This window comes from Novosphingobium sp., assembly GCF_965214355.1.
Lineage (GTDB): Bacteria > Pseudomonadota > Alphaproteobacteria > Sphingomonadales > Sphingomonadaceae > Novosphingobium.
The window spans coordinates 1,075,104-1,095,656 of record NZ_CBDCBI010000002.1 but is presented as its reverse complement, the minus strand read 5'-3'; the positions used below and the strand labels follow the sequence as shown (position 1 = coordinate 1,095,656).

24 protein-coding genes are annotated in these 20,553 nt (G+C 59.7%); 15 read left to right on the top strand and 9 right to left on the bottom strand.

Going from position 1 to position 20,553, the window contains the following annotated elements:
- Nucleotides 1-79 precede the first annotated feature (79 nt).
- The 3 genes from ACOOE2_RS05835 (at nt 80) to ACOOE2_RS05825 (ending at nt 1,472) form a co-directional block, all read left to right on the top strand.
- Entirely contained in the window at nt 80-244 is a 165-nt protein-coding gene (locus ACOOE2_RS05835; RefSeq protein WP_420382080.1) for a DUF3309 family protein, read from the top strand.
- Nucleotides 245-272: 28 nt separating this feature from the next.
- Nucleotides 273-464 carry a Thivi_2564 family membrane protein gene (locus ACOOE2_RS05830; RefSeq protein WP_420382079.1) on the top strand — a complete coding sequence of 64 codons (192 nt, stop codon included), beginning with the start codon at nt 273-275 and terminating at the stop codon, nt 462-464.
- Nucleotides 465-566: 102 nt separating this feature from the next.
- Nucleotides 567-1,472: an alpha/beta fold hydrolase gene (locus tag ACOOE2_RS05825; RefSeq protein ID WP_420382078.1), complete on the top strand. Its 906-nt coding sequence runs from the start codon at nt 567-569 to the stop codon at nt 1,470-1,472.
- Nucleotides 1,473-1,651: 179 nt separating this feature from the next.
- Here ACOOE2_RS05825 and ACOOE2_RS05820 read toward each other — a convergent pair whose 3' ends face one another.
- Nucleotides 1,652-1,903 carry a GlsB/YeaQ/YmgE family stress response membrane protein gene (locus tag ACOOE2_RS05820; protein WP_420382077.1) on the bottom strand — a complete coding sequence of 84 codons (252 nt, stop codon included), beginning with the start codon at nt 1,901-1,903 and terminating at the stop codon, nt 1,652-1,654.
- A gap of 110 nt (nt 1,904-2,013) precedes the next feature.
- Here ACOOE2_RS05820 and ACOOE2_RS05815 point away from each other — a divergent pair, with 110 nt between their 5' ends.
- The 6 genes from ACOOE2_RS05815 (at nt 2,014) to ACOOE2_RS05790 (ending at nt 8,373) form a co-directional block, all read left to right on the top strand.
- A complete protein-coding gene (locus ACOOE2_RS05815) occupies nt 2,014-2,328 on the top strand; it encodes a hypothetical protein (protein WP_420382076.1) in 315 nt (104 codons plus the stop codon).
- Nucleotides 2,329-2,331: 3 nt separating this feature from the next.
- Nucleotides 2,332-3,837: a sensor histidine kinase gene (locus tag ACOOE2_RS05810; protein ID WP_420382075.1), complete on the top strand. Its 1,506-nt coding sequence runs from the start codon at nt 2,332-2,334 to the stop codon at nt 3,835-3,837.
- Nucleotides 3,834-4,271 (top strand): response regulator, encoded by a 438-nt coding sequence (locus ACOOE2_RS05805; RefSeq protein WP_420382074.1) that lies wholly within the window; start codon nt 3,834-3,836, stop codon nt 4,269-4,271. The genes ACOOE2_RS05810 and ACOOE2_RS05805 overlap by 4 nt, the downstream gene beginning before the upstream one ends.
- Nucleotides 4,271-5,350 (top strand): sensor histidine kinase, encoded by a 1,080-nt coding sequence (locus ACOOE2_RS05800; RefSeq protein ID WP_420382073.1) that lies wholly within the window; start codon nt 4,271-4,273, stop codon nt 5,348-5,350. Before ACOOE2_RS05805 ends, ACOOE2_RS05800 begins: the two co-directional genes overlap by 1 nt.
- Nucleotides 5,351-5,573: 223 nt before the next feature.
- The gene (locus ACOOE2_RS05795) at nt 5,574-6,677 is read left to right on the top strand and encodes an OmpA family protein (protein WP_420382072.1); all 1,104 of its coding nucleotides are present in this window, start codon (nt 5,574-5,576) and stop codon (nt 6,675-6,677) included.
- A 196-nt stretch (nt 6,678-6,873) separates the two neighbouring features.
- A complete protein-coding gene (locus ACOOE2_RS05790) occupies nt 6,874-8,373 on the top strand; it encodes a sensor histidine kinase (protein ID WP_420382071.1) in 1,500 nt (499 codons plus the stop codon).
- A gap of 96 nt (nt 8,374-8,469) precedes the next feature.
- On the opposite strand, the gene ACOOE2_RS05785 is transcribed toward ACOOE2_RS05790, so the two are convergent.
- A complete protein-coding gene (locus ACOOE2_RS05785) occupies nt 8,470-9,120 on the bottom strand; it encodes a sigma-70 family RNA polymerase sigma factor (protein WP_420382070.1) in 651 nt (216 codons plus the stop codon).
- Nucleotides 9,121-9,426: 306 nt separating this feature from the next.
- On the opposite strand from ACOOE2_RS05785, the gene ACOOE2_RS05780 reads away from it, so the two are divergent.
- The 4 genes from ACOOE2_RS05780 (at nt 9,427) to ACOOE2_RS05765 (ending at nt 14,528) form a co-directional block, all read left to right on the top strand.
- Nucleotides 9,427-10,245, top strand: coding sequence for a response regulator (locus ACOOE2_RS05780; protein ID WP_420382069.1), 819 nt, complete (start codon nt 9,427-9,429; stop codon nt 10,243-10,245).
- 156 nt (nt 10,246-10,401) lie between these two features.
- Nucleotides 10,402-10,581 (top strand): NepR family anti-sigma factor, encoded by a 180-nt coding sequence (locus ACOOE2_RS05775; protein ID WP_420382068.1) that lies wholly within the window; start codon nt 10,402-10,404, stop codon nt 10,579-10,581.
- Between the two features lie 292 nt (nt 10,582-10,873).
- Nucleotides 10,874-13,285 carry a glycosyltransferase family 4 protein gene (locus ACOOE2_RS05770; protein ID WP_420382067.1) on the top strand — a complete coding sequence of 804 codons (2,412 nt, stop codon included), beginning with the start codon at nt 10,874-10,876 and terminating at the stop codon, nt 13,283-13,285.
- A gap of 61 nt (nt 13,286-13,346) precedes the next feature.
- On the top strand, nt 13,347-14,528 hold the full coding sequence (locus ACOOE2_RS05765; RefSeq protein WP_420382066.1) for a glycoside hydrolase family 130 protein: 1,182 nt from the start codon (nt 13,347-13,349) through the stop codon (nt 14,526-14,528).
- A gap of 39 nt (nt 14,529-14,567) precedes the next feature.
- On the opposite strand, the gene ACOOE2_RS05760 is transcribed toward ACOOE2_RS05765, so the two are convergent.
- The 6 genes from ACOOE2_RS05760 to ACOOE2_RS05735 form a co-directional block, all read right to left on the bottom strand.
- A complete protein-coding gene (locus ACOOE2_RS05760) occupies nt 14,568-14,948 on the bottom strand; it encodes a response regulator (protein ID WP_420382065.1) in 381 nt (126 codons plus the stop codon).
- 16 nt (nt 14,949-14,964) lie between these two features.
- The gene (locus tag ACOOE2_RS05755) at nt 14,965-15,210 is read right to left on the bottom strand and encodes a hypothetical protein (RefSeq protein ID WP_420382064.1); all 246 of its coding nucleotides are present in this window, start codon (nt 15,208-15,210) and stop codon (nt 14,965-14,967) included.
- A gap of 29 nt (nt 15,211-15,239) precedes the next feature.
- Complete coding sequence (locus tag ACOOE2_RS05750) at nt 15,240-15,533, bottom strand: hypothetical protein (protein ID WP_420382063.1); 294 nt, start codon at nt 15,531-15,533, stop codon at nt 15,240-15,242.
- A gap of 129 nt (nt 15,534-15,662) precedes the next feature.
- Nucleotides 15,663-17,696 carry an AsmA family protein gene (locus ACOOE2_RS05745; protein ID WP_420382062.1) on the bottom strand — a complete coding sequence of 678 codons (2,034 nt, stop codon included), beginning with the start codon at nt 17,694-17,696 and terminating at the stop codon, nt 15,663-15,665.
- Between the two features lie 93 nt (nt 17,697-17,789).
- Complete coding sequence (locus ACOOE2_RS05740) at nt 17,790-17,966, bottom strand: CsbD family protein (RefSeq protein ID WP_420382061.1); 177 nt, start codon at nt 17,964-17,966, stop codon at nt 17,790-17,792.
- Nucleotides 17,967-18,076: 110 nt separating this feature from the next.
- Complete coding sequence (locus ACOOE2_RS05735) at nt 18,077-18,625, bottom strand: ferritin-like domain-containing protein (RefSeq protein ID WP_420382060.1); 549 nt, start codon at nt 18,623-18,625, stop codon at nt 18,077-18,079.
- Between the two features lie 270 nt (nt 18,626-18,895).
- Here ACOOE2_RS05735 and ACOOE2_RS05730 point away from each other — a divergent pair, with 270 nt between their 5' ends.
- Together ACOOE2_RS05730 and ACOOE2_RS05725 are read left to right on the top strand one after the other, a co-directional pair.
- Nucleotides 18,896-19,360 carry a pyridoxamine 5'-phosphate oxidase family protein gene (locus tag ACOOE2_RS05730; protein ID WP_420382059.1) on the top strand — a complete coding sequence of 155 codons (465 nt, stop codon included), beginning with the start codon at nt 18,896-18,898 and terminating at the stop codon, nt 19,358-19,360.
- Between the two features lie 297 nt (nt 19,361-19,657).
- Nucleotides 19,658-20,077, top strand: a complete 420-nt coding sequence (locus tag ACOOE2_RS05725) for a response regulator (protein WP_420382058.1) — start codon at nt 19,658-19,660, stop codon at nt 20,075-20,077.
- 35 nt (nt 20,078-20,112) lie between these two features.
- Here the strand turns inward: ACOOE2_RS05725 and ACOOE2_RS05720 are convergent, their stop codons facing one another.
- Nucleotides 20,113-20,505: a PRC-barrel domain-containing protein gene (locus ACOOE2_RS05720; RefSeq protein ID WP_420382057.1), complete on the bottom strand. Its 393-nt coding sequence runs from the start codon at nt 20,503-20,505 to the stop codon at nt 20,113-20,115.
- Between the last annotated feature and the right edge of the window lie 48 nt (nt 20,506-20,553).

The following is a 20,553-nucleotide window of genomic DNA, read 5'->3' as shown; positions in this document are numbered from 1 at the left end:
AGCCTTGGGTCGGCCGTGATGGTCGCCCGGCTTTCCGGCGGATTTTTGAATCCGGCCATTTTTACAAAAGGATGCGCATATGTCGCTTGGTCTTATACTCGTCATCCTTCTCGTTATTTTCCTGCTTGGCGGGTTTAGCGGGCGGTTTGGCGGATATGGTTATGGATATGGCCATGGCGGCGTCAGTGTCATCGGCATCGTGCTGATCATTCTGGTGGTTCTGCTGCTTACCGGACGCATTTGACCCCCTTTTACAAAGAGGAAGCCTACGCATGGACCTGATAAATGTGATCATCGTCCTGATGGTGGTTGGGGTGTTGCTCTGGCTGGTCAACACGTATCTGCCGATGCAGGGTACGATCAAATCCATCCTCAACGCGGTTGTGGTGATCGCCGTCGTGTTGTGGCTGCTTCGGATATTCGGCCTTCTGGATACGCTGAGTTCGGTTGTCGTTCACAAATAAATAGCGCCCGTCGCACGATGGCATCGGGCGATCACGCGACAGTCGATTGCGTGGCTGGACTGATGCCATTTGCGTTCGGCGCCGCGCAACGGAGAATGACCTATGACTATGGTGACGACGCGCGATGGGACGCGCCTGTATTGCAAGGAACTGGGCCACGGTCGTCCCGTCGTCCTGATCCACGGTTGGCCGCTGAGCAGCGACAGCTGGGACCCGATTGCGTTGGCGCTGGCCGAGGCGGGGTTTCGTGCGATTGCCTATGACCGGCGCGGATTTGGCCGGTCGGATCAGCCGTGGCACGGGTATGACTATGACACGTTTTCGGACGATCTGGCCGACGTCATGGCGTTTTGCGGGATCGACACCGACGTCGCGCTTGTGGGATTTTCGATGGGTGGCGGCGAGATTGCGCGCTACATGTCGCGTCATAACGGCAAAGGCGTGACGCAGGCGGCGCTGATCAGTGCGGTCGTGCCGATGCTGGTGCGCGATGACAGCAACCCGGAAGGTGTGCCGGAGGCCACGCTCATGGAAATGGTCCAGGGCATGCGCGAGGATCGTGCGCATTTTTTCGTGCAGTTTTTCAAACTCGTGTTCGGCGTCGGGTTCGTGTCCAAGCCGGTCAGTTCCGAATTGCTCGACTGGGCGTGGTCCATGGCGATGCAGGCCGGCCTCCATCCCACTATCGCCGCAGCCAAGGCGTTCGGGTTTACCGATTTTCGTGGTGACCTGGCATCGATCACGGTGCCGACGCTGATTGTCCACGGGACCGCCGACAAGACGGTGCCGATCGATGCGACCGGGCGCGAGACTGCACGGCGGCTGCATGATGCGTTGCTGATCGAATATACCGATGAGCCGCATGGGGTCATTGCCACGCAGACTGCGGCGCTGTCGACGGACCTGATCACGTTTCTGACCGGCGGGCTGGATAGCGTTCAGGCCGGGTTGCGTCAGGCTGTCGTGGATGCGGTCACGGCGCAGAGTATCAGTTCTTCGTTGGTTTGATCTGTCTGGCGGGCGAAGACGTGTGCCCTGCCCGCTGTGCGCGGGACATACGTGAATCGGCCGAGTTTGGTATGTTCGGGGGCGCTGTCCCGTCAAGAACAGCGCCCCCACAGGCGTCCGCAGACCGGGCGGAGGAGGGGAAACCGGCCGCGCACCTGTTTCGACACCAGCTTCAGGATTTAGCGCAAGGCGCTTGCGCTCCTGAGATTGGCGATACCGGGTAGGGCAATTGCGGCGATCAACGGCACGCAGAACGTGGTCATCGTCAGCGGGGTGTTGGCGAGATCGCCCCTGGCGCAAGCCAGGCCGCCACATAGCGCGCCAGCGATACCAAGCACGACATTTCCGGCGAGACCAAAGCGCTCCCGCATGATCATGGCTGCCAGCGAACCGGTAAAAGCGCCGATGACCAGCCAGACGAGAAGATTCATCACGGTGCGTTTCCGATTGTTGCCACAGCAAAAGGAAGCGTGCACAATCCTGAAGGTTCCTTATCCGATTGGCGGACGGTCATTTTAATGTACAATTGTGGCGTGAAACCGTGAGCGGCAGGGATGCACCGCACCGTTGGCTGATGTGTGCCGGGCTGCTGGTGCTGGGCACCGGCGGCATGGCGGGATGTTCGCCAGTGACCGGGTTTTGGCAATCGAATACCTGGTACGGCTATTATTACGAGAATGTGATGGTGAGTACAGCGCCGGCGATGTCCAAGCCGTTTGCATCGGCCGGGCAGTGTCTGACGGCGATGCAGGCCTATACGCGGAAATCGGCAACCTGGACCGGTTTTGCCTGTGCCCGTGGGTGCACCGTGCAGAAGGACGGCATCGTGACCGATTGCGCCCAGGTCGTGCGATAGGCGATGTTTGCAACCCTGGGAAAAGATCGGAGCTATCGCACGGCGATCGCGCGGTTCATGACGGTGGGCTTTGCCGCGCTGCTTGGCGTGATCCTGTCGGCGGGCGTGCTGCTGGTCATGGGCCAGCGTCAATCGCGCTGGATCGTGCACACCTACGAGGTGCAAAGCGAGATTACGTCGATCCGGCTGGCGGTGACGCAACTGATCGGAGTCAAGCTGGGTAACCGGCTGCATCTGATGCACCAGGCCGACCGGCATACCGATACGATCAAGGCCACGCTGGACCGCAACATCGCCACGCTGGCGCGGATGACCAAGGACAATCCGCGACAGCAGGCCCGTATCCCGCTGTTGATGGCCAGCGCCGCGCAAGTGGAAGGGCAGGCCGGGCTCGATGTGCCGGTCGACGCACGCATCGGACGGTTCAGCGATGATCCGGCCGAGCGGGTTACTGCCTTGTGCGCAACGATGCTGGCCGAAGAGACGCTGTTGATGGAGCACCGTTACAAGCGCCGAGGCGATATCGCCAACGCGCTGTATGTCATCCTGGGGCTGACGGCGGTGTTGCTGATCATCGTCGCCTTGCTCGCCTATACCACGCTGCGCAGTTATACGCGCGAGATCGACCTGTCGCACCAGGCGTTGCGCGCGGCAAACGAGGGGCTAGAAGGTGCGGTGCAGGAGCGCACTGCCGATCTGGTGCGGGCCAATGCCGAGATCCAGCGATTTGCCTATATCGTCAGCCATGACTTGCGCTCGCCGCTGGTCAACATCATGGGGTTTACCGCCGAAATCGAAACCGCGACGCAGGCGTTGCGCGATGAACTGGACAACACGCCGGATGGCCGTGCGCTGGCGCTGACCCCGGTGGTGACGACAATCATGACCGAAGAGATGCCTGAGGCGATCGATTTTATCCGCACCTCGGCGATGAAGATGGACCGGCTGATCAATGCCATCCTGCAATTGTCACGGCTGGGCGCGCGCAAGCTGAGCCCGCGGTGGCAGCCGTTGCGGCCGCTGGTGCAGAGCGTGACCGATACGTTGCAGACTTTGTTGAACCAGGCCGGCGGCACGGTCGTTCTGGCCGATCCGATGCCCGATGTGTTTGTCGACAGCGTGGCGCTGGAACAGATCCTGGCAAACCTGATCGAAAACGCGATCAAGTATCGCAGCCCTGCCCGCGTTCTGCACATCGATGTCAGCGCGCAGCGGGTTGGCGATCGTATCGCGATTGCGGTGGCGGACAATGGCCGGGGGATTGATCCGCGCGACAGCGACCGGGTGTTCGATCTGTTCCGGCGCTCGGGCATGCAGGACCAGCCGGGTGAAGGCATAGGTCTTGCCCATGTCCGGGCTTTGGCTTATCGCCTCGGCGGAACGATCGGGCTGGAAAGCACGTTGGGAACAGGTTCGACATTCACGCTGAACCTGCCGGTTCATTTCGATGAAGATGCTCCGGAAGATACCGTGACCCAGTCCGACATTGAGCCAGGCGACGCGCGATGACCGAGCATTATCCGTTGAATATCATCATGGTCGAGGACGACGCCGGTCATGCCCGGCTGATCGAGAAGAATATCCGGCGCGCCGGCATTTCGAACACCATCCATCATTTTACCGATGGCACAACGGCGCTGGCGTATATTTTCGATGCGGAAGAAGGCCCGGCCCGCAACGGTCCTGCGCTTATCCTGCTCGATCTGAACCTGCCCGACATGAGCGGGACCGACATCCTGAAGCGGATCAAGGACGAGCCGCGGCTGCGCCGCACGCCGGTGGTGATCCTGACCACGACCGACGACAAGCAGGAAATCCAGCATTGTTATGACCTGGGATGCAACGTCTATATTACCAAGCCGATGAATTACGAGAGTTTTTCGGATGCGATCCGGCGGCTTGGGCTGTTCCTCTCGGTAATCCAGATGCCCGACGTCAATTGATGCAAAACTCTGGTTCACGCATTTTGTATGTCGATGACGAGGTCGGCTTGTGCCGGCTGGCGCAGCGCAGATTGTCGCGGCTTGGATTTGACGTCACCGTGGCGCACAGCGGGCCGGACGGACTGGCGCGGGCGCGCGAAGGTGAATTCGATCTGGTGGCACTCGACCACTACATGCCCGGGCAGAACGGGCTGGAGACGCTGGATGCGCTGATGAAGCTGCCGCATGTGCCGGCGGTGGTTTATGTTACCGGATCGGACGAGACCGATGTTGCGGTCAACGCGTTGAAAGCTGGCGCGACCGATTACATGGTCAAGACGGCAAGCGACGATTTTTTCGATCTGCTGGGCCGGACAATCAACCAGGCGCTGGATACGCGGCGCATCCTGGCGGAAAAAGCGCGGGCGGAGCAGCGTTTGCGCGATTCCAATGCGCAGCTCGCGATGATGCTGAGCGAAATGAACCACCGGGTGGCCAACAGCCTGCAGATCGTGACCGCGCTGGTCGAATTGCAGGAGCGCAGGACGCGGAGCGACGAAACCAAATCGATGATGCGCGATATCCGCCAGCGGATCGAGGCAGTATCGCGCGTTCACCGGCAATTGTATGCCAGCGGCGGGGGCGCACGGATCGATATGGTCGACTATATAACGGGCATGGCGGACAATCTGGCGCTGACATTTGCCAGCGCGAGCGCGGCGCGGCCGATCACGGTGACAGCCGATGCCGTAGAGTGGCCTGCGGCAGATGCTATATCGATCGGCATCCTGATCAACGAGCTTGTGAGCAATGCCTGCAAATATGCGTATCCTGATCATAGCGACGGCGAAGTGCGCGTGATCTTTACGGCGCGGACCAATGATGGCGAGCCTGACGCAAGCTGCGGGTTTTTGCTTGCGGTCGAAGACGACGGATGCGGCGTGGACGAGCACGCGGTTCCGGCAGGGACCGGTATCGGCACCCAGATCATTCGCGCGATGGCCGATACGCTCGGCGCGACGGTGACGCAGACGAACACCGACCCCGGATTGCGCACGGTCATCGAGCGGGGGGCGGACGGACGGCAGGCCGCGGGATAATTGCACTTGCCCCGCAAGATAGGCGCGCATAAGGGGCCATGTCCACGCCGCATCGGGCAACCCTTGTTATCTGTGGCATATCGGCAACAGATTTTGGGTTCCCGACTAAAAAGATTTTTGACGCCGGTTGCGATGCAACAAAACTTCCGGTCGCCAATTTGTTGTTTGGACGCCAGCGAGACGGTCTAGTCCCGTCACACTGGGTTAAAACGAGGGAAACCACATGAAGAAGCTGCTACTAGCCTCAGCTCTTGCCTCCACCGCCCTGGCGGGTACGGCATTCGCTGACGAGACAGGCCCATACGTCACCATCGAAGGTGGCGCGGTCAAACAGGAACGCACCCAGATTTATGACGATGCTTCGGGCATCGGACGGACCGACCGGTTCCGCGTGGGCTGGGAAGCCGGCGGCGCGATTGGTTATGACCTTGGTCATTTCCGTCTGGAAGGCGAAGGGTTCTATCAGCGCAAGACGCTGAAGCAACAAGATCAGAATATCGCGGGCGGCGTCGTCGCAACGCAATATGACGGTGGCCAGGGTGGCCATACCTCGACGTATGCCGCCATGGGTAACGCGCTGATCGGTCTTGGCCATTGGGGCGGGATCAAAGCCTATGCCGGTGGTGGTGCTGGTTATGCCCGCACAACTCTGGTGGAATATGTCGGCTTTCCCGACCGCGTCATTGCCCGTCACGGTGGCTTTGCCTGGCAGGCGATCGCTGGTCTGACCGTGCCGGTCAGCCACAACCTCGATCTGGGTGTGAAGTATCGCTATTTCCGTCCTGACTCGATGCATGTGGTCGGCATTGATGGCGAAACCGAAACGTACAAGCAGCGCACGCATTCGTTGCTGGCAACGCTGACGTACAACTTCGGCGTGGCTGCGGCACCTATGGAAGCAGCGGCTCCGCCGCCGCCCCCGCCGCCACCACCGCCCCCGCCGCCCCCCCCGCCTCCGCCGCCTCCGGCACCGGTTTGCAACAAGGGCCCGTACATCGTGTTCTTCGACTGGAACAAGTCGGACATCTCGCCTGAAGCTGCGAACATCCTCGACAGCGCGATCCAGGCGTATGGCAACTGCGCCAGCGTTCCGATCATGCTCGGTGGTTACACCGATAGCTCGGGCACGCCGAAGTACAACCTGGGTCTGGCCGCACGTCGCGATGACTCGGTTCAGTCGTACCTTACCGCGCATGGTGTTTCCGCTGCTGCGATCTCGTCGCATGCATACGGTGAAGCCAACCAGCGCGTGCCCACCGCCGACGGTGTGCGCGAACTGCAGAACCGCCGCGTGGAAATCACGTACGGTCCTGGCTCGGGCAACTGATCCAATTGAAATGAGAAAAAGGGCTGGAGAAATCCAGCCCTTTTTTTGTGCTCTTTTGCCATGAAAGATTACACAGAAACAGGATTGACCGGGCGCAGGCGCAAGCCGAAATACGTAGGGACATAATTTGATCTTTTGCATAGCTGCAAGGTTACGAAGATCGCCCGCATATTTTGCCCAGGAATTTTTTCTGCCTATGCCAAAAACCTCGTCCGACCACGCCCAGGAGGCGAGCGATCGTGGTGAAGCGTCGTCTGTTTGCGCACAACTTGACGCGATTGCACGCATTGCGGGCAAATTGTCCGGCGCGCAGTCCGCGCTGATCCGATTGCAGGTTCCGGTGTCTGGCGCGTTGGACGGACGAACCGTTTTTGGCGACGGCCTCATCGACATTGCCGGCGATATGACGATTTTTCACGCCGTCATGGCCAGCCCGGGTGGGCTGATCGTTGCCGACGCGCAAGGCGACGCGCGATTTGATGCCTATCCTTTGGTGCGCTTTTTTGCCGGGCTGCCCATGACGAACGATGCCGGCGTGGTGGCCGGGTGTTTGTACGTGGCCGATGAGGCGCCGCGTATTGAGCCTGCGACCGAGCTGATCGACGATTTGCGCGCAATGGCGAAAACGGCGGCGACCACGATCGAGCTGGCCGAGATCGCGCATTGCGAAGATGTGCTGATGGCCATGGGCGGGGGTACCGCCGTCGAACAGGAGGCTGCGCAAGTCAACCGGCGGTTCGAAATACTGGCCGATGCCCTGCCCCAGTTGGTCTGGTCGGCGCCCAATGACGGGCTGAGCGATTATTTCAATCGCCAATGGTGTGAGTTTACCGGCGCGCCCGCCAGCGAGAGCCATGGCACCGGCTGGTTGAATTTCCTGCATCCCGACGATGTTCCCGCAGCAAAGGCGGCCTGGGCGACGGCGATCGCAACGGGCGAGCCGTACATGATCGAGTACCGGCTGATGAATGCCGATGGCGCGTATCGGTGGATGCTGACGCGCGGACTACCTGTAACCGACGAGAGCGGTGCAGTCTCACGGTGGATCGGAACATGCACCGATATCGACGATCGCGTACGCACCGGCGATCTGCTTGAGTTCATGTCGCGCGAATTGAGCCATCGCATCAAGAACATGTTTGCCGTGGTGCAAGGACTGATTTCTATGGCTTTGCGCAAGCACGAGGGGATGGCGCAAGTCAGCCAGGCGTTGCAATTGCGCATGGTTGCGCTTGGCCGCGCGCACGATCTGGTGCGGCCGCGCTTTGCCGAGGGCGCAATCATGCGATCGCAGACGACGTTGCGCGAATTGATCCGTATCCTGACACAGCCTTATGTCGTGGATGATCCGGGCCGGTTGCAGATTACGGGTGGGGATACGGTCGTGAGCGAACATGCCGCCACACCGCTGGCGCTGTTTTTTCACGAGATGGCAATCAATTCGGCGGTGTTTGGCGCATTGAGCGTACCGCAAGGGCAGCTATCCATCGCGTTGTCGGTCACCGACGATGTCATTGTCGAATGGCGCGAAAGCGAGGGGCCGGTGATTGCCGAGCCGCCAGTGCCGGCGTTCGGGATCGGCCTGACCAGGCTGACGGTCGAGCGCCAGTTGGGAGGTAGCCTGACACTGGATTGGCAGCCTCAGGGATTGGCGGCCACCGCGCGGATGCCGTTGCAGCAATTGCACGCGGAGTAGCGACACTTTTGCAAGCTGTAACGCAATTCGGCGCGAAGAACGATCCATGCGGACCGTGCTTCGCGCCGAAATGAATTTCAGCGTTGAACCGGGGCGTTATGCAGCCAGGCGTGCGATGATATGTTCGGGCGCGATCAGCCGCAGTTCGTCGAGGAACGCGTCGAGCACTTCACCCTTCAGCACAAAGTTATGACGGAAGTCAGGCATGATCCCGCTTTCCAGCGTTGCCGACAGCGCCGCACGGGCGCGGGCGATGCGGCTCTTGATCGTGCCGATGGCAACGTTGCAGATTTCGGCCATCTCTTCGTAGCTGACATGGCCGACTGCGGCCAGGATCAAAACTTCACGCTGGGCAGCGGGCAAAGTGGCCAGTGCGCGCAACACGTCTGTTGCCTGCAAACCGCCCTGTTGCGTAGCGGGCGTGTTGAGCAGGCGCTCTGCTTCGACTTCGTCATAATCGCCGACAAAGCGCTGACGACGGATCTGGCCGAAATAGACGTTGCGCAGGATCGTGAAGGTCCAAGCGTGGAAGCTGGTGCCGGCCACGAAATGTTCACGGGCGGCCCATGCCTTGAGCAAGGTTTCCTGCGACAGATCGTCCGCCATGTCGCGGCAGCCGCACAACGAACGGGCGAAAGCGCGGAGATGCGGAACCGATGCGGTCAACTTCGCATGAAAATCCTTGTCTGACAGGGGCGCGCCCTGCGGCCGTACGCTGTCTTCCCTGCGATTGCTAAACGACGCCATTGTTTTTTCTCCGGTGCGCTGCAAACTATACGCTACTGAGTCTCAAATGTCTCAACACATCATAGGTTCCCATGCGGGGACGAAAAAAATCAAAATAATTTTTCATCCTTGAAACCGTTGCAAAAATGCCCTGTAAATTGTTTTTACCGGCGCTGGAACAGGCAACGGTATCAAACGTAAGAGACTTTCGAGTGTGCCTTGCATGGGATCGTATGAGTGGGTTGTACGCCTGCACGGTCGCCAGAGCGAATGATTTTTTGTAGCAGTTTTCCGCATGACCCATAGTCTGACCCATAGGATGTGTTGATGCCCACGATTTCCAGTGAATCGCCTACGGATACGACGTCTGCTCCCAATCGCCTGGCCGAGACCCTGCCGTTTCTCCGTCGTTATGCCCGCGCGGCCACCGGATCGCAGACGAGCGGTGATGCGTTGGTGCGCGCGACGCTGGAGGCCGCGCTCGAAGACCCGGTGACTCATGAACAGATATCGGCGAGCCCGGTTGGCCTGTTCCGTGCGTTCACGGCGATGTGGAGTTCGGTTGATCCGCAGGCGGATACATCATCAGAGGCGCTGGCGCAGTTGACCGTGTCGCAATTGGCGCGGGTCCCGAGCTTTGCACGACAAGCGCTGCTGCTGAACCAGCTTGAAGATTTCACGCTGGGCGAGACTGCCGAAATTCTTGGCGTTAGCGAGGACGAGGCGGGCGATTTGGTGAACGAGGCGCTCGATGACATTTCGCGAGAGGCGCCGGCGCGCGTGTTGATCATCGAGGATGAGCCGCTGATCGCGAGCCATCTGGAAGATATCGTGCGGCAGAGCGGGCACGAGATCGTGGGCAACGCTACAACCGCGGGAGAAGCGCGGGTTTTGTATGACCAGCATCGACCGACGCTGGTATTGAGCGATGTGCAGCTCGCCGATGGCAGTTCAGGCATCGATGCCGTGGATGCAATTTTGCGGATCGAAACGGTGCCGGTAATTTTCATCACCGGCTTTCCGCAGAAGTTTCTGACGGGCGGCGGTCATGAACCGGCATTCCTGATTACAAAGCCGTTCCGCGAGGACACCGTGAAGACGACGATCAGCCAGGCGTTGTTCTTCGGAGCGAACCTGGTGGAGTGACTTTGGGAACTGTTCCCTTGTTGCGCCAATCGGGCCAGGCCAAGGTTTGGTGCAGGAACAATCACATCTGGCGGCCATTCCGTTTGCAACATCGAACAGCATCCCGGATCCGACAGGTATTCACGATGCAACATGCTCTAGCGATTGGATTCAAGAGTGTCTGATCCCCAGCAACCGCCCCCGACAAAGCGGCCGAATGATAAAGATGGCAGCAATGCGGACAGGCCTGAATGGAACAAGGACATCAAGGCCTATTATGATTCGATTGCGGCCGAGCCTGTACCTGACGAGATCCAGAAACTGATGGCGACATTGGCCAAGGCTGTGCGCAAGTAGCGCCTGGGGCCGCCGACATGCGGGGGCGGCGCAAGACTGCGTATGTTTACATAGGGTGCGATGCACCATTCGCAGTATATTTGAAACTCATGAGCGAGCGCAACGAGGCACTCGAAAAAAACCCTTGTTATAACAATCTTATAAAAGTGTCGCCTGGAGCGGGGTACTAATGCACCGTAGTTTTTTTGGGGCAACGTACGCAGTTCGGCGTATCCGTGTTTCGCGACCGCGAAGGAACATCGGATGGGTTTAACCATTTGAAATTGCGAACCCAGAACAGGGGCACGATTCCATGAATGGCAAGACAGACTTTTCGAACAGCACGGCCAACCCATCGGCAAATGTCGTCGTACGGCTTTTTGGTGAAGGAGGGCGCGAGGCGAGCGCGCTGCGGGTTGCGCTGATCGGCAGCTATGCCCCGCGCAGCTGCGGAATTGCGACATTTACTGCCGATATCCGCGAGAAGCTGGCAACGTATTTTCCCGAGATTCAGATCGACGTCTACGCGATGGATGCTGAAGGATCGACACTTGTCTATGACCGTGACATCAACGTCATCCGCGCCGATCATGCCGAGGATTACTGCCGGGCGGCGCGCGCGATCAACGAAAGCGCCGCCGATGTGGTTTGGGTACAGCACGAGTTCGGCATTTATGGTGGACCTGATGGTGCGTTCATCAGCGAGTTGATCGACCGGGTTGCGGCGCCGGTTGTGACCACGTTTCACACTGTTTTGTCGTCGCCTTCGGCGGGGCAGCGGGCGGTGGTTGACCATTTGCTTACGCGTTGCGCACGGGTGATGGTTATGTCGCAGCATGGCCTCGATCTGATCGTCGAGACGTATCGCGCCAATCGCGACATTGTCGAGATTATCGAGCATGGTGCGCCCGAGCGCCCGTTCGGGACGGCAGAAGTCGCCAAGGCGCGGATGGGCCTGGCCGGACGCAAGGTTTTGACGACATTCGGTTTGCTGGGGCCTGGCAAGGGTATCGAGCAGGCGATTGCGGCTATGCCGGCGATCATTGCCGAGCATCCCGAGGCGATTTATCGCATTCTGGGTGCGACCCATCCCGTGTTGCTGGCGCGCGAAGGTGAGCGCTATCGCGAGCAGCTGGTTGCGCAAGCCGAAGCGCTGGGCGTGGGCGAGCATATCGTCTGGGAAAACCGGTTTCTGGGGATCGACGAGTTGTTGCAGCAGCTTGAAGCCTGCGACATTTACGTGACGCCGTACCTGAACATGGAGCAGTCGACGTCGGGCACGCTGAGCTATGCCGTTGCGCTGGGCAAAGCGGTGGTCTCAACGCCTTATGTGCATGCACGCGAGCTGCTTGCGGATGGTGTGGGTTGCCTGATCGAGGCAAATTCGCCGGCAGCAATTGCCGATGCGGTCAATGGCCTGCTCGCCAGTCCGGATGTGTTGCTGGCCACGCAAAAGAGCGCGTATGCCCGTGGGCGTCGCACGATCTGGCCGCATTTTGCGCAAGCCAGTGCGGCCTTGGTGCGCAACACCTATACGCCAGTGCCGAGCCCGGTTCCGGCAACCGCCCTGCCCGGGCTGAATGCGGTTTGGGCAATGAGCGATGCCACCGGCATGTTGCAGCATTCGATCGGCGTCATTCCCGACAGGCGCCATGGCTATTGCCTGGATGACAATGCCCGCGCACTGATGTTGATGAACGTGGCCAATGGGCTGAGCGAAGCCGAAGTGCTGCGCTGGTCGACGACATACGCCTCGTTCGTGCAGTATGCGTGGAACCCTGATGAGCGGCGGTTTCGCAATTTCATGCGGTTTGACCGAACCTGGTGCGAGGACGTGGGGTCGGAGGATTCCAATGGCCGGGCGTTGTGGGCATTGGGGCATACAGTCGAGCGCAGTCCCCTGCCCGAGCTTCGCGACTGGGCCTTACAGCTTTACGGTGAAGTGGCCGGGGCGATGGGGGAGCTCGCCAATCCGCGCTCGATGGCCTTTGCTGCGCTTGGCGCGCTGGCTGTCATGCGATCTGACCATCCGAGCAGTTCCAAGCTGATCGCTGCGTCGCGCGATATTGTCGTGAAAAGCTGCGAAATGCTGGCAAACCTTGTCAAGAATCAGCGGCGCCCGGATTGGGCATGGTTCGAGGCTGTGCTGGGGTATGACAACCCGCGGTTGTGCCAGGCGCTCATCGAAGGCGGCATGCAACTGGATCGCACGGATTGGGTCGCCGACGGTGTCGAGACATTGTCATGGATCAGCCATTGTCAGACAAGCGCGTTGGGTACCTTCCGGCCGATCGGGTCGGAGAGCTTTGACCTAAGCACCGAATGGAAGCCATTCGACCAGCAACCGCTGGAAGCGCAAGCGGCGATCGAGGCCTCACATAGCGCGTGGATTGCGACTCGCGATGCACGCTGGGTCGAACACGCGGAACAGACATATCAATGGTTTTTCGGTGCGAACGACCGCGGTGTTGTGCTTGCCGACCTGACGACCGGGCGGTGCCGCGATGGGGTGACGCCGCGCGGACGCAATGAAAATACCGGAGCGGAGTCCATTCTCGCATTTCAGCTTGGCCATTATAGTCTATCGACGCTATTGCGCACCACGCGTTGCGAGACTTCCGCGTTTGAAATTTCCAAGAGGACGGACCTTGGCGACAAAGTTGAAGGGCACAACCCCAAACCCGATACGCATTCTTCCCCAGAGATTGCGCGCAGATCCTTCTAGAGTTGTAATTCGTCCGTTTCATCTGGGCTGGCAGGCCTCTGCAGCTCCGCAAAGCCGCGCCATGGTTCTGGTCAACGACATTGCCGCCATGAGTGATGCGCAAGTGGCGCATGAATACGGCATTGTCCTGCATGACTTTCAAAATCGGCACTGGCAAACCGAGTTGATTTTCGAGACCCGCTATCTTGAAGTCGAGACCAGCCTGGGCCTGGTCAGCAACAATTTTTCGGCGCAGCGGCGCAAGCTGATTGGCGCGTATTTCTGCCATGAATATACGTATGCCGCTGCGGCGTTGATGAACCCATCGATTGTACCCCATCCCGACCAGTCGGGCATGGAAGGGGGATCGGTGCGGTTCATCATGTCGTTGCGTGCGGTGGGCGAAGGGCACATCAGCTCGATCGCGTTTCGCGAGGGCATTGCCAATGTCGATGGCAGCTTTGATCTGTGGCCCGAGACCGCGTTTGCGACCAGCGTTCAGCGGGCCGATACGGGCACGTCCGCGGATCACGATGGCACGGTGCTGGTCGAACGACATCCGGAAAGCAGCCTGTCGAACACGGTGATTTTTCCGATAACCGACCAGCAGGCCAATGGCCTGGAGGATTTACGGCTGGTGCAGTTCGACCATGGCGATGGTGACTTCGAATGGCTGGGCACGTATACCGCGTATTCGGGCAAGTCGATCCGATCTGAATTGTTGCGGACGCGCGATTTCAGCACATTCGCGCTCGAACCGATCCGCGGGCGCGCCGGGCGAAACAAGGGCATGGCGCTGTTTCCGCAGAAGATTGACGGGCAGTACATGATGATCGGGCGGCAGGACGGAAAGAACCTGTATCTGCTGCGGTCTGACAGTCTGGATAGCTGGGACGATGACGGCACGTTGCTGATGGGACCCAAGTATCCCTGGGAATTCATCCAGATCGGCAATTGTGGCAGCCCGATATTGACCGATGCCGGGTGGCTGGTCATTACCCATGGCGTGGGTGCGATGCGCAAATATGCGCTTGGGGCGGCCTTGCTCGACCGGGATGATCCCTCGCGCGTGATTGCGCGTACGCCGCAGCCGATCCTGACGGCGGAAAATGCGGATCGGGCGGGGTATGTGCCCAATGTGGTTTACACGTGCGGGGCCATGAAGCTGGGGCGCGAGACGTTGCTGATACCCTACGGGATTTCTGATATAGCGGTCGGGTTTGCCACTACGCGGGTTACGGATCTGCTGTCGCTGATGGTTTGAGCGGCAGCGTTCGAGATTTAGCGTGAGTTGGCCGGACTGTTATTGCGAAACTGCGTCCAGCCGCTGCTTGATGTGGGTCATCACCAATTGCGGATCATATGGGCGTTTCAGGTAAGGACCTTCATCGCATAGCTGGCCGGCCGCTCGCGCAGCGGCATCGACATTACCGGCAAGAATAAAAGTGATGTCCGGGTGTTTTTCGCGGACCCAGAATCGAAGAGAGAATGCGTTCATTGTTCCGGCCAGGTCGGAATCACTTAGAATCACGCTTATCGGCACGGCATGGTCAAAAAGGCGCTCAATCACTTCGTCGGTGGTGGTGGCGGTAATCACCCGGTAGCCGCATTGCCGCAAATAATCAGACAATACGTCGCGGATGACAGCTTCGCCATCGGCGATCATGATGCTGAGAGATTTCATAAGGGGAATGAATGTCTCATGCGGCTCTCGGGGATTTTTCCAGCGCGGTCACGGCATCGTCTACGGCAGAGATCTTTTTTGCCTGAAGATAGTTCAGCGCACCAGCCACCGCGCCGAGCACGAGCATGCCGGGGAACGAGCGCATGACCAGTCGGGCCGTAACCAGCGCAACGCCGGTGCCGACGAGGGTCTTGCCGCCGAAACTGCGGCCGATCGCTTCAGAAATGGGAACCGCCGCGAATGCCTGGATCATCTTCTTCATTGTCATGCCCTCGGGATGTCTTGTGTAGATCAGGATTGGGCGGATAGTTTGACTTGTGCTGCGACGCCGTCCCAAGCGTCGGTCACGCGGCGCAATTGCGCCGAGAGGTCGGATTGATCGGGAATGCCGTCCGGAGTCGAAGCGTCCATCCCTTCCGATATGGCGGCCAAGCGCTGTTCCAGATCGTATTTCCATTCAAGCAGCAGCATTTCGCGCTGTTGGAGGTCGATCGTGATATCCTCGGCCAGGCTTTCGGGGCTGTCGTATTGGGTGCGCGGGTCTGGTGCTTGTGCGTCGAGGCGATCGGGCTGGGCGTCAGTCATTTGAGTCACAACTTGCTCCTGAAGACGCCGGCCCTGTTGCCGCACAGGCGCAGTACAACCTGCCCCTGTTCTGGAACGCCTTGCCGGAACGAAGGTTCCGCGCGTGGCGGGTTTTTTGCGAGCGCGGGGTCAGTGTTTTGCAGGTCCAAGATCCTTGCGCGGCTGGCCTTTGACAGTGCGCTGCGCGGCAGCTGTTGCGCCGGCGAGAACCGGGCCGCATTGAGCGGCCTGGCCGTTGCCGGGGTCGATAAAGGCGAGCAGCGCGGCAACGGGTGTTGCCACAACACCCAGCGCCACTGCGGCACCGCCGCGTTCGAGCAGTTGCGGCGAAACAAGTTTGAGATGCGGCGCGGCCATGTAGCCGCCGATGCCGATCGGCGATTGCAGCGAGAACAAGCTGAACGTCTTGCCCTTGGCGCGTATCCCGACATCAACCGATTCGTCGCGAAAGCTGAAATCGCCGCGGCCGGTGATCACATTCTTCCTGGTGTCGATCAGGATCGGATCGGCGTTCGCGATGCCGTCGCGCACGGTAAAGCCGACGAGGCCGCAGTTGATTTCGACGGGGTCCTTCAGCTTTTTCTGGAACATCCGCTGGATGAATGTGCCGATGTCGAGTTCGACCAGTTGAACGTTGCGGGCCCACATCGTGCCCCTGGGGATGATTGCGACCATGCGGCCGTTGGAATGGGCCAGACTTTCGCGCACGCTGTTGCCCACGCCGTGGAGAGCAAGGCGGCCCGACAATGTGCCGCTGGTGCCGGCTTCCTCGACACCGAAGCGGTAGAGCAGTTTGCCCATCGGGGTGGGATGAAGGCGCAGGTCGTAATCTGTCATGACCGTGTCGCCGCGGGCATCGAGCGCGAAGCTGCCGTCGAGTTTACCGGTGGCGACGACCGCTGACGCGGGTTTCAGAACCATCTTGCCGTGATCGAGATTCAAAGTGACGTCGATCTGGCTGGCAGGGAAGTTCCTGGTCGAGATGTTGCCGACGCGGTAGCGGACGTCGGCATCGAACTGGCGCAGCGCATCGGCGCGAAGCGAGGCGTCGGGCAGGATGCGGGGGTGGCCGTTTTCGTTAGTGACCAGGCCTTTTGTGCCCAGCGCGTCGAGCCGTTTGGGGTCGTATCCGATGAATGGGGCGGCATCGAGAAGATCGAGCGACTGTGTGTGGAGATCGGCACCAAGGTGGAGGCGGTCCTTGGGGAAAGCCAGGCCCATCACGCCCGTGAGATCGCTGTCGCCGAACACGCCCTTGATCCGGGTGAAATTCCAGGTGCCGTCGTCGCGGGAGACTTCGGCGACCAGATGGTACTTGCGCGTAGGGACGACGACCACGCCGATGAAATCGAACAGGTTTGCCATGTTCTCGCCGCGTACGGCGAGATGGTAATGACCAGCGGTGATGTCGCTGATGCCCGGCATCGTGCCCGAAAGATCGATGACCGTGTCGGCAGCATCGGCATGAAGTACGAGTTTGGATGAGCCGGCGTGGAGCATCTGATCGGCTTTATCGACGTGTCCCGAGAATGAGACCGGTTTGGCGCGCAGCGTGCCGGTGCCTGAAAAGCCGACGGCCTGGTCGATGTGGCTATTGGTCGCGGTAAGCGGGTGAATATCGACTTTGAGCGCGAGTTGCAGCTTGGGGTCGGTGTAGCTGACGTGGGTGTCGGTAATCGTGCCGCGTGCGATAACGGGCATTTCGAACGGCGCGGGTGGCGCGTTCGGATCGTCGAACGTCCAGTTGTTGTGGAGGTGGGCCGCGTCCCATTGCAGCGTGACGCGAGCGCCGTCGATATCGGCGACCGATATTTCATGCCTTCCCCAGAGCAACGGCAGCGTGCGCACGGTCAGTGCGGTGTGCCGGGCATCAAGGAAATCGGATTTGGGGGCCCAGGTTACATTGGCGATAGTGAGGCCGTCGGCGAGAAAGGCGACATTGAACGGGGCGAAATAGAGATTGAAATCGCCGGCAACCCTGACCTGGCGGTGAAGCCGGGAGGTGGCGATCTTTTCGAAATAAGGTTTGAGGAAGCGGCCTTTGGTGACGAACAGGATCAGCCAGATACCGAACACGAGCAGCACCACGCCGACGGCAAGGCGGGCGGCCCAGCGCAGGGCGCGGGCGCGGCGGGGATGCGCTGCGGTCGTGACGGAGTTCACCGGTTGATCCTTTCGGGTGCGCGCGTTCGCATTGGGCCAAAACGCAAATGGCCCCGCCCTTTCGGGCGAGGCCATGTCAGCGTTGAGGGTGAATTAGTCGCCGAGGGCATCCTTGGCTTTGCCGACAGTCGTCTGGGTCTTGCCCTTGGCGTCCTGGGCTGCGCCCTTGGCGGCCAGCTCGGCATCACCGGTTTCCTTGCCGATAGCTTCCTTGGTCTTGCCGACCACGGAATTTGCAGCGCCTGCGACGCGATCAGAAATCGAACCCATCTCATCTCTCCTGCTATAATACTCGAAGGCTTTCCTTCGAATGGTGAAACGTTGAACGGCTGATTTTGTTCCGTGTTCTCAAGAGCTATTTGAGTACACTACTGCACTGTTCAGGCTTCTTCGAGAAGATCACGCATTTCGTCGGCGTGCTCTTCTTCCTGCGCCAGGATACCTTCCAGCATCGTACGCGTGGTGGGATCGCGATCGCCGAGAAACTGGATCAGCTCGCGATAGGCTTCGACAGCGATGCGTTCGGCAATGAGGTTTTCGCGAACCATGTCCTTGATCGATTTGCCGGGCTGATATTCGGCGTGCGAACGCTGGGTTAGGGTTTGTGGATCGAGATCAGGTTCGCCGCCCAACTGCACAATGCGTTCGGCGATCTTGCCGGCGTGCATCTGTTCTTCGCGGGCGTGCTCGAGGAAATGCGCCTTGATCGGTTCCGACACGACACCGGTGATCGTGTAGTAATGGCGCATGTAGCGAAGTACGCACACCCATTCGGTGGCGAGCGATTTGTTGAGCTGTTCGATGATGAGCTCGCGGTCGGCCGGATAGTTGACCGTGACCGGGCCTTCGCCGATTTCCTTGCGCGCTTGCGCGCGCAGAGTTTCGGTCGATGTGAAAGTTGCGATCGGGTCTTTGGTTTGCGTGGCCATCAGGCGCTCCTTTTGGGTAAGCCAAAATTTGTGGTGGTGCGCATGCCCTGGCTGAAGTCTGTGCGCGAGAAAGGGATATGGTGCTAGAAACGCGCGGATAGAGGGACGGTTCCCTGCCCTGCCCGCATGATTGCCCTTCGAGCCTCTGGCGCGTTGCCGATTGCGGCCGCGGGGAACAAGCGGCGGGGGCCGGCCATTTGGACAGGGCACGAGCGGATGAACCGCGAGCGTTTTCAAGGCAGCATTTGACTGCACAGGAAAGGACCGACGATGGACCCCGATATTCGCGACGCATTCTGGAAAGACCTAGCGGACAGCCCCTATGTCATGCTGCGGCTGGACAAATCCGGCGCCGATGGCCAGCCGATGCGGGCGATGCTCGATGCCGATGCGCATCACAAGGTCTGGTTTTTCATGCATCGCGACAACAGCCTGTCGCCTGGCGGCGCGGCGAAGTTCGATGTTTCGGCAAAAGGGCACAAGCTGTTTGCCGCGGTTACTGGCACGCTGTCGGTCGAAAGCGATCGTGCGGTGTTCGAAAACCTGTGGTCGGACCAAGTTGCGGCCTGGTTCAAGGAGGGCAAGGATAGTCCCGATATCCTGCTGATGCGGTTCGACATTGCCGATTCGCAGGTGTGGCAGGTCGATATGACGGTTGGCGGATTGTTTCATTTGTTTACCGGGACACCGATCCAGCCCGACCAGGCCGGCCATTACGCAACCGGGCCGGTGTGATCGGCCAGATGTGAAGGGTTTCTTGCGCCCGGTGCATCATGGGATGCGCCGGGCGTTCTTTATGGGATTACAATCGACACGCGAGGGACACAGCGCAACGCGATAGGCAACTTGCACTATATCGCGCACGAGCAGGTCAGGTTTCCTCACCGCCAGCGCGTTTATGCGGGACGTCTGACGCAAGACAGGCTAAGGCAGGAGACGGAACAGGGACGGGTGCCGACCATTCCATCCGAGAGATTTACAGGCCCGTGTACCGCTGGGGGCCGCCCCCCCTTTGGCAGTTGTGAGAACCCCATGTTGCGAGACACATTTGCCTTGGGCAACGTATTGATTGTCGAGGATGATGTGTTTCAATCGGATTTGCTGTCAAACTCGTTGATGGACGGGGGCGCGAGCGAAGTTCGGTGTTGCGCGACTGCGAGCGATGCGCTGGCCGAACTTACCGGCTATTCACCGGGGGTGATCATCCTGGATGTGCAGCTGGCCGATGGCGACGATGGCTGGCAGATGGCAGAACTGGCGCAACAGATTTTTACGCGCATGCCGCTGGTGGTGTTTGCCACCGGTTCGCCCGAGCGCATTCCTGCCAAGATAGCCGAGATGGGTATTCTGGCGGTGAAACCGTATGACGCCGCAGAACTCGTCGAGATCATTCGTGGGCGGCTGCATCGCAAGCCGCGATCGCGATTGCTGGGGTTTATCGATCGGCGATGAAAACAGGGCAACCCTAAGGTCGCCCTGTTATTCCGTCAGATCGGCATGAAGGTGCCGTAGTAGTCGCTGACTTCGCGGCCGTAGGGGCCATCGAAGGCGGGTTCCTCGGTCTGGGCGTAGCGCGGGGCTTTATCCAACACAGTGCGGTCGAGATCGACGATGTAGCCACCCAGGTTGCGCGAGTAACGCAATTGATTCCACGGGACCGGGAAATAGTCGCTGCCGATGCCGAACAGCCCGCCGAATTGCAGCACGACGTATTCGACCTGGCCCGAAAGTTTGTTGACCATGAAGCTTTCGATTGTGCCGAGGTGTTGTTCGGCGCGGTCGTAGACGGCGGTCCCTTCGACTTTGCGCGAGGAGATGGTGTCGCCGGTTTCGCGGGTTTCAAGGCCATCAGGCGTCGCGGGATAGGTATCCAAAGCCATGATTTGTCTCCATCATGTGGTGATGGGAAGGAAATGACGGCGGGGTGG

What these genes read in the sequence shown, in the direction of transcription:
- ACOOE2_RS05835 (WP_420382080.1), top strand. Translation starts at nt 80, where the DNA reads ATGTCGCTTGGTCTTATACTCGTCATCCTTCTCGTTATTTTCCTGCTT.
- ACOOE2_RS05830 (WP_420382079.1), top strand. Translation starts at nt 273, where the DNA reads ATGGACCTGATAAATGTGATCATCGTCCTGATGGTGGTTGGGGTGTTG.
- ACOOE2_RS05825 (WP_420382078.1), top strand. Translation starts at nt 567, where the DNA reads ATGACTATGGTGACGACGCGCGATGGGACGCGCCTGTATTGCAAGGAA.
- ACOOE2_RS05820 (WP_420382077.1), bottom strand. Translation starts at nt 1,903, where the DNA reads ATGAATCTTCTCGTCTGGCTGGTCATCGGCGCTTTTACCGGTTCGCTG.
- ACOOE2_RS05810 (WP_420382075.1), top strand. Translation starts at nt 2,332, where the DNA reads ATGTTTGCAACCCTGGGAAAAGATCGGAGCTATCGCACGGCGATCGCG.
- ACOOE2_RS05805 (WP_420382074.1), top strand. Translation starts at nt 3,834, where the DNA reads ATGACCGAGCATTATCCGTTGAATATCATCATGGTCGAGGACGACGCC.
- ACOOE2_RS05800 (WP_420382073.1), top strand. Translation starts at nt 4,271, where the DNA reads ATGCAAAACTCTGGTTCACGCATTTTGTATGTCGATGACGAGGTCGGC.
- ACOOE2_RS05795 (WP_420382072.1), top strand. Translation starts at nt 5,574, where the DNA reads ATGAAGAAGCTGCTACTAGCCTCAGCTCTTGCCTCCACCGCCCTGGCG.
- ACOOE2_RS05790 (WP_420382071.1), top strand. Translation starts at nt 6,874, where the DNA reads ATGCCAAAAACCTCGTCCGACCACGCCCAGGAGGCGAGCGATCGTGGT.
- ACOOE2_RS05785 (WP_420382070.1), bottom strand. Translation starts at nt 9,120, where the DNA reads ATGGCGTCGTTTAGCAATCGCAGGGAAGACAGCGTACGGCCGCAGGGC.
- ACOOE2_RS05780 (WP_420382069.1), top strand. Translation starts at nt 9,427, where the DNA reads ATGCCCACGATTTCCAGTGAATCGCCTACGGATACGACGTCTGCTCCC.
- ACOOE2_RS05770 (WP_420382067.1), top strand. Translation starts at nt 10,874, where the DNA reads ATGAATGGCAAGACAGACTTTTCGAACAGCACGGCCAACCCATCGGCA.
- ACOOE2_RS05765 (WP_420382066.1), top strand. Translation starts at nt 13,347, where the DNA reads ATGGTTCTGGTCAACGACATTGCCGCCATGAGTGATGCGCAAGTGGCG.
- ACOOE2_RS05760 (WP_420382065.1), bottom strand. Translation starts at nt 14,948, where the DNA reads ATGAAATCTCTCAGCATCATGATCGCCGATGGCGAAGCTGTCATCCGC.
- ACOOE2_RS05755 (WP_420382064.1), bottom strand. Translation starts at nt 15,210, where the DNA reads ATGAAGAAGATGATCCAGGCATTCGCGGCGGTTCCCATTTCTGAAGCG.
- ACOOE2_RS05750 (WP_420382063.1), bottom strand. Translation starts at nt 15,533, where the DNA reads ATGACTGACGCCCAGCCCGATCGCCTCGACGCACAAGCACCAGACCCG.
- ACOOE2_RS05740 (WP_420382061.1), bottom strand. Translation starts at nt 17,966, where the DNA reads ATGGGTTCGATTTCTGATCGCGTCGCAGGCGCTGCAAATTCCGTGGTC.
- ACOOE2_RS05735 (WP_420382060.1), bottom strand. Translation starts at nt 18,625, where the DNA reads ATGGCCACGCAAACCAAAGACCCGATCGCAACTTTCACATCGACCGAA.
- ACOOE2_RS05730 (WP_420382059.1), top strand. Translation starts at nt 18,896, where the DNA reads ATGGACCCCGATATTCGCGACGCATTCTGGAAAGACCTAGCGGACAGC.
- ACOOE2_RS05725 (WP_420382058.1), top strand. Translation starts at nt 19,658, where the DNA reads ATGTTGCGAGACACATTTGCCTTGGGCAACGTATTGATTGTCGAGGAT.
- ACOOE2_RS05720 (WP_420382057.1), bottom strand. Translation starts at nt 20,505, where the DNA reads ATGGCTTTGGATACCTATCCCGCGACGCCTGATGGCCTTGAAACCCGC.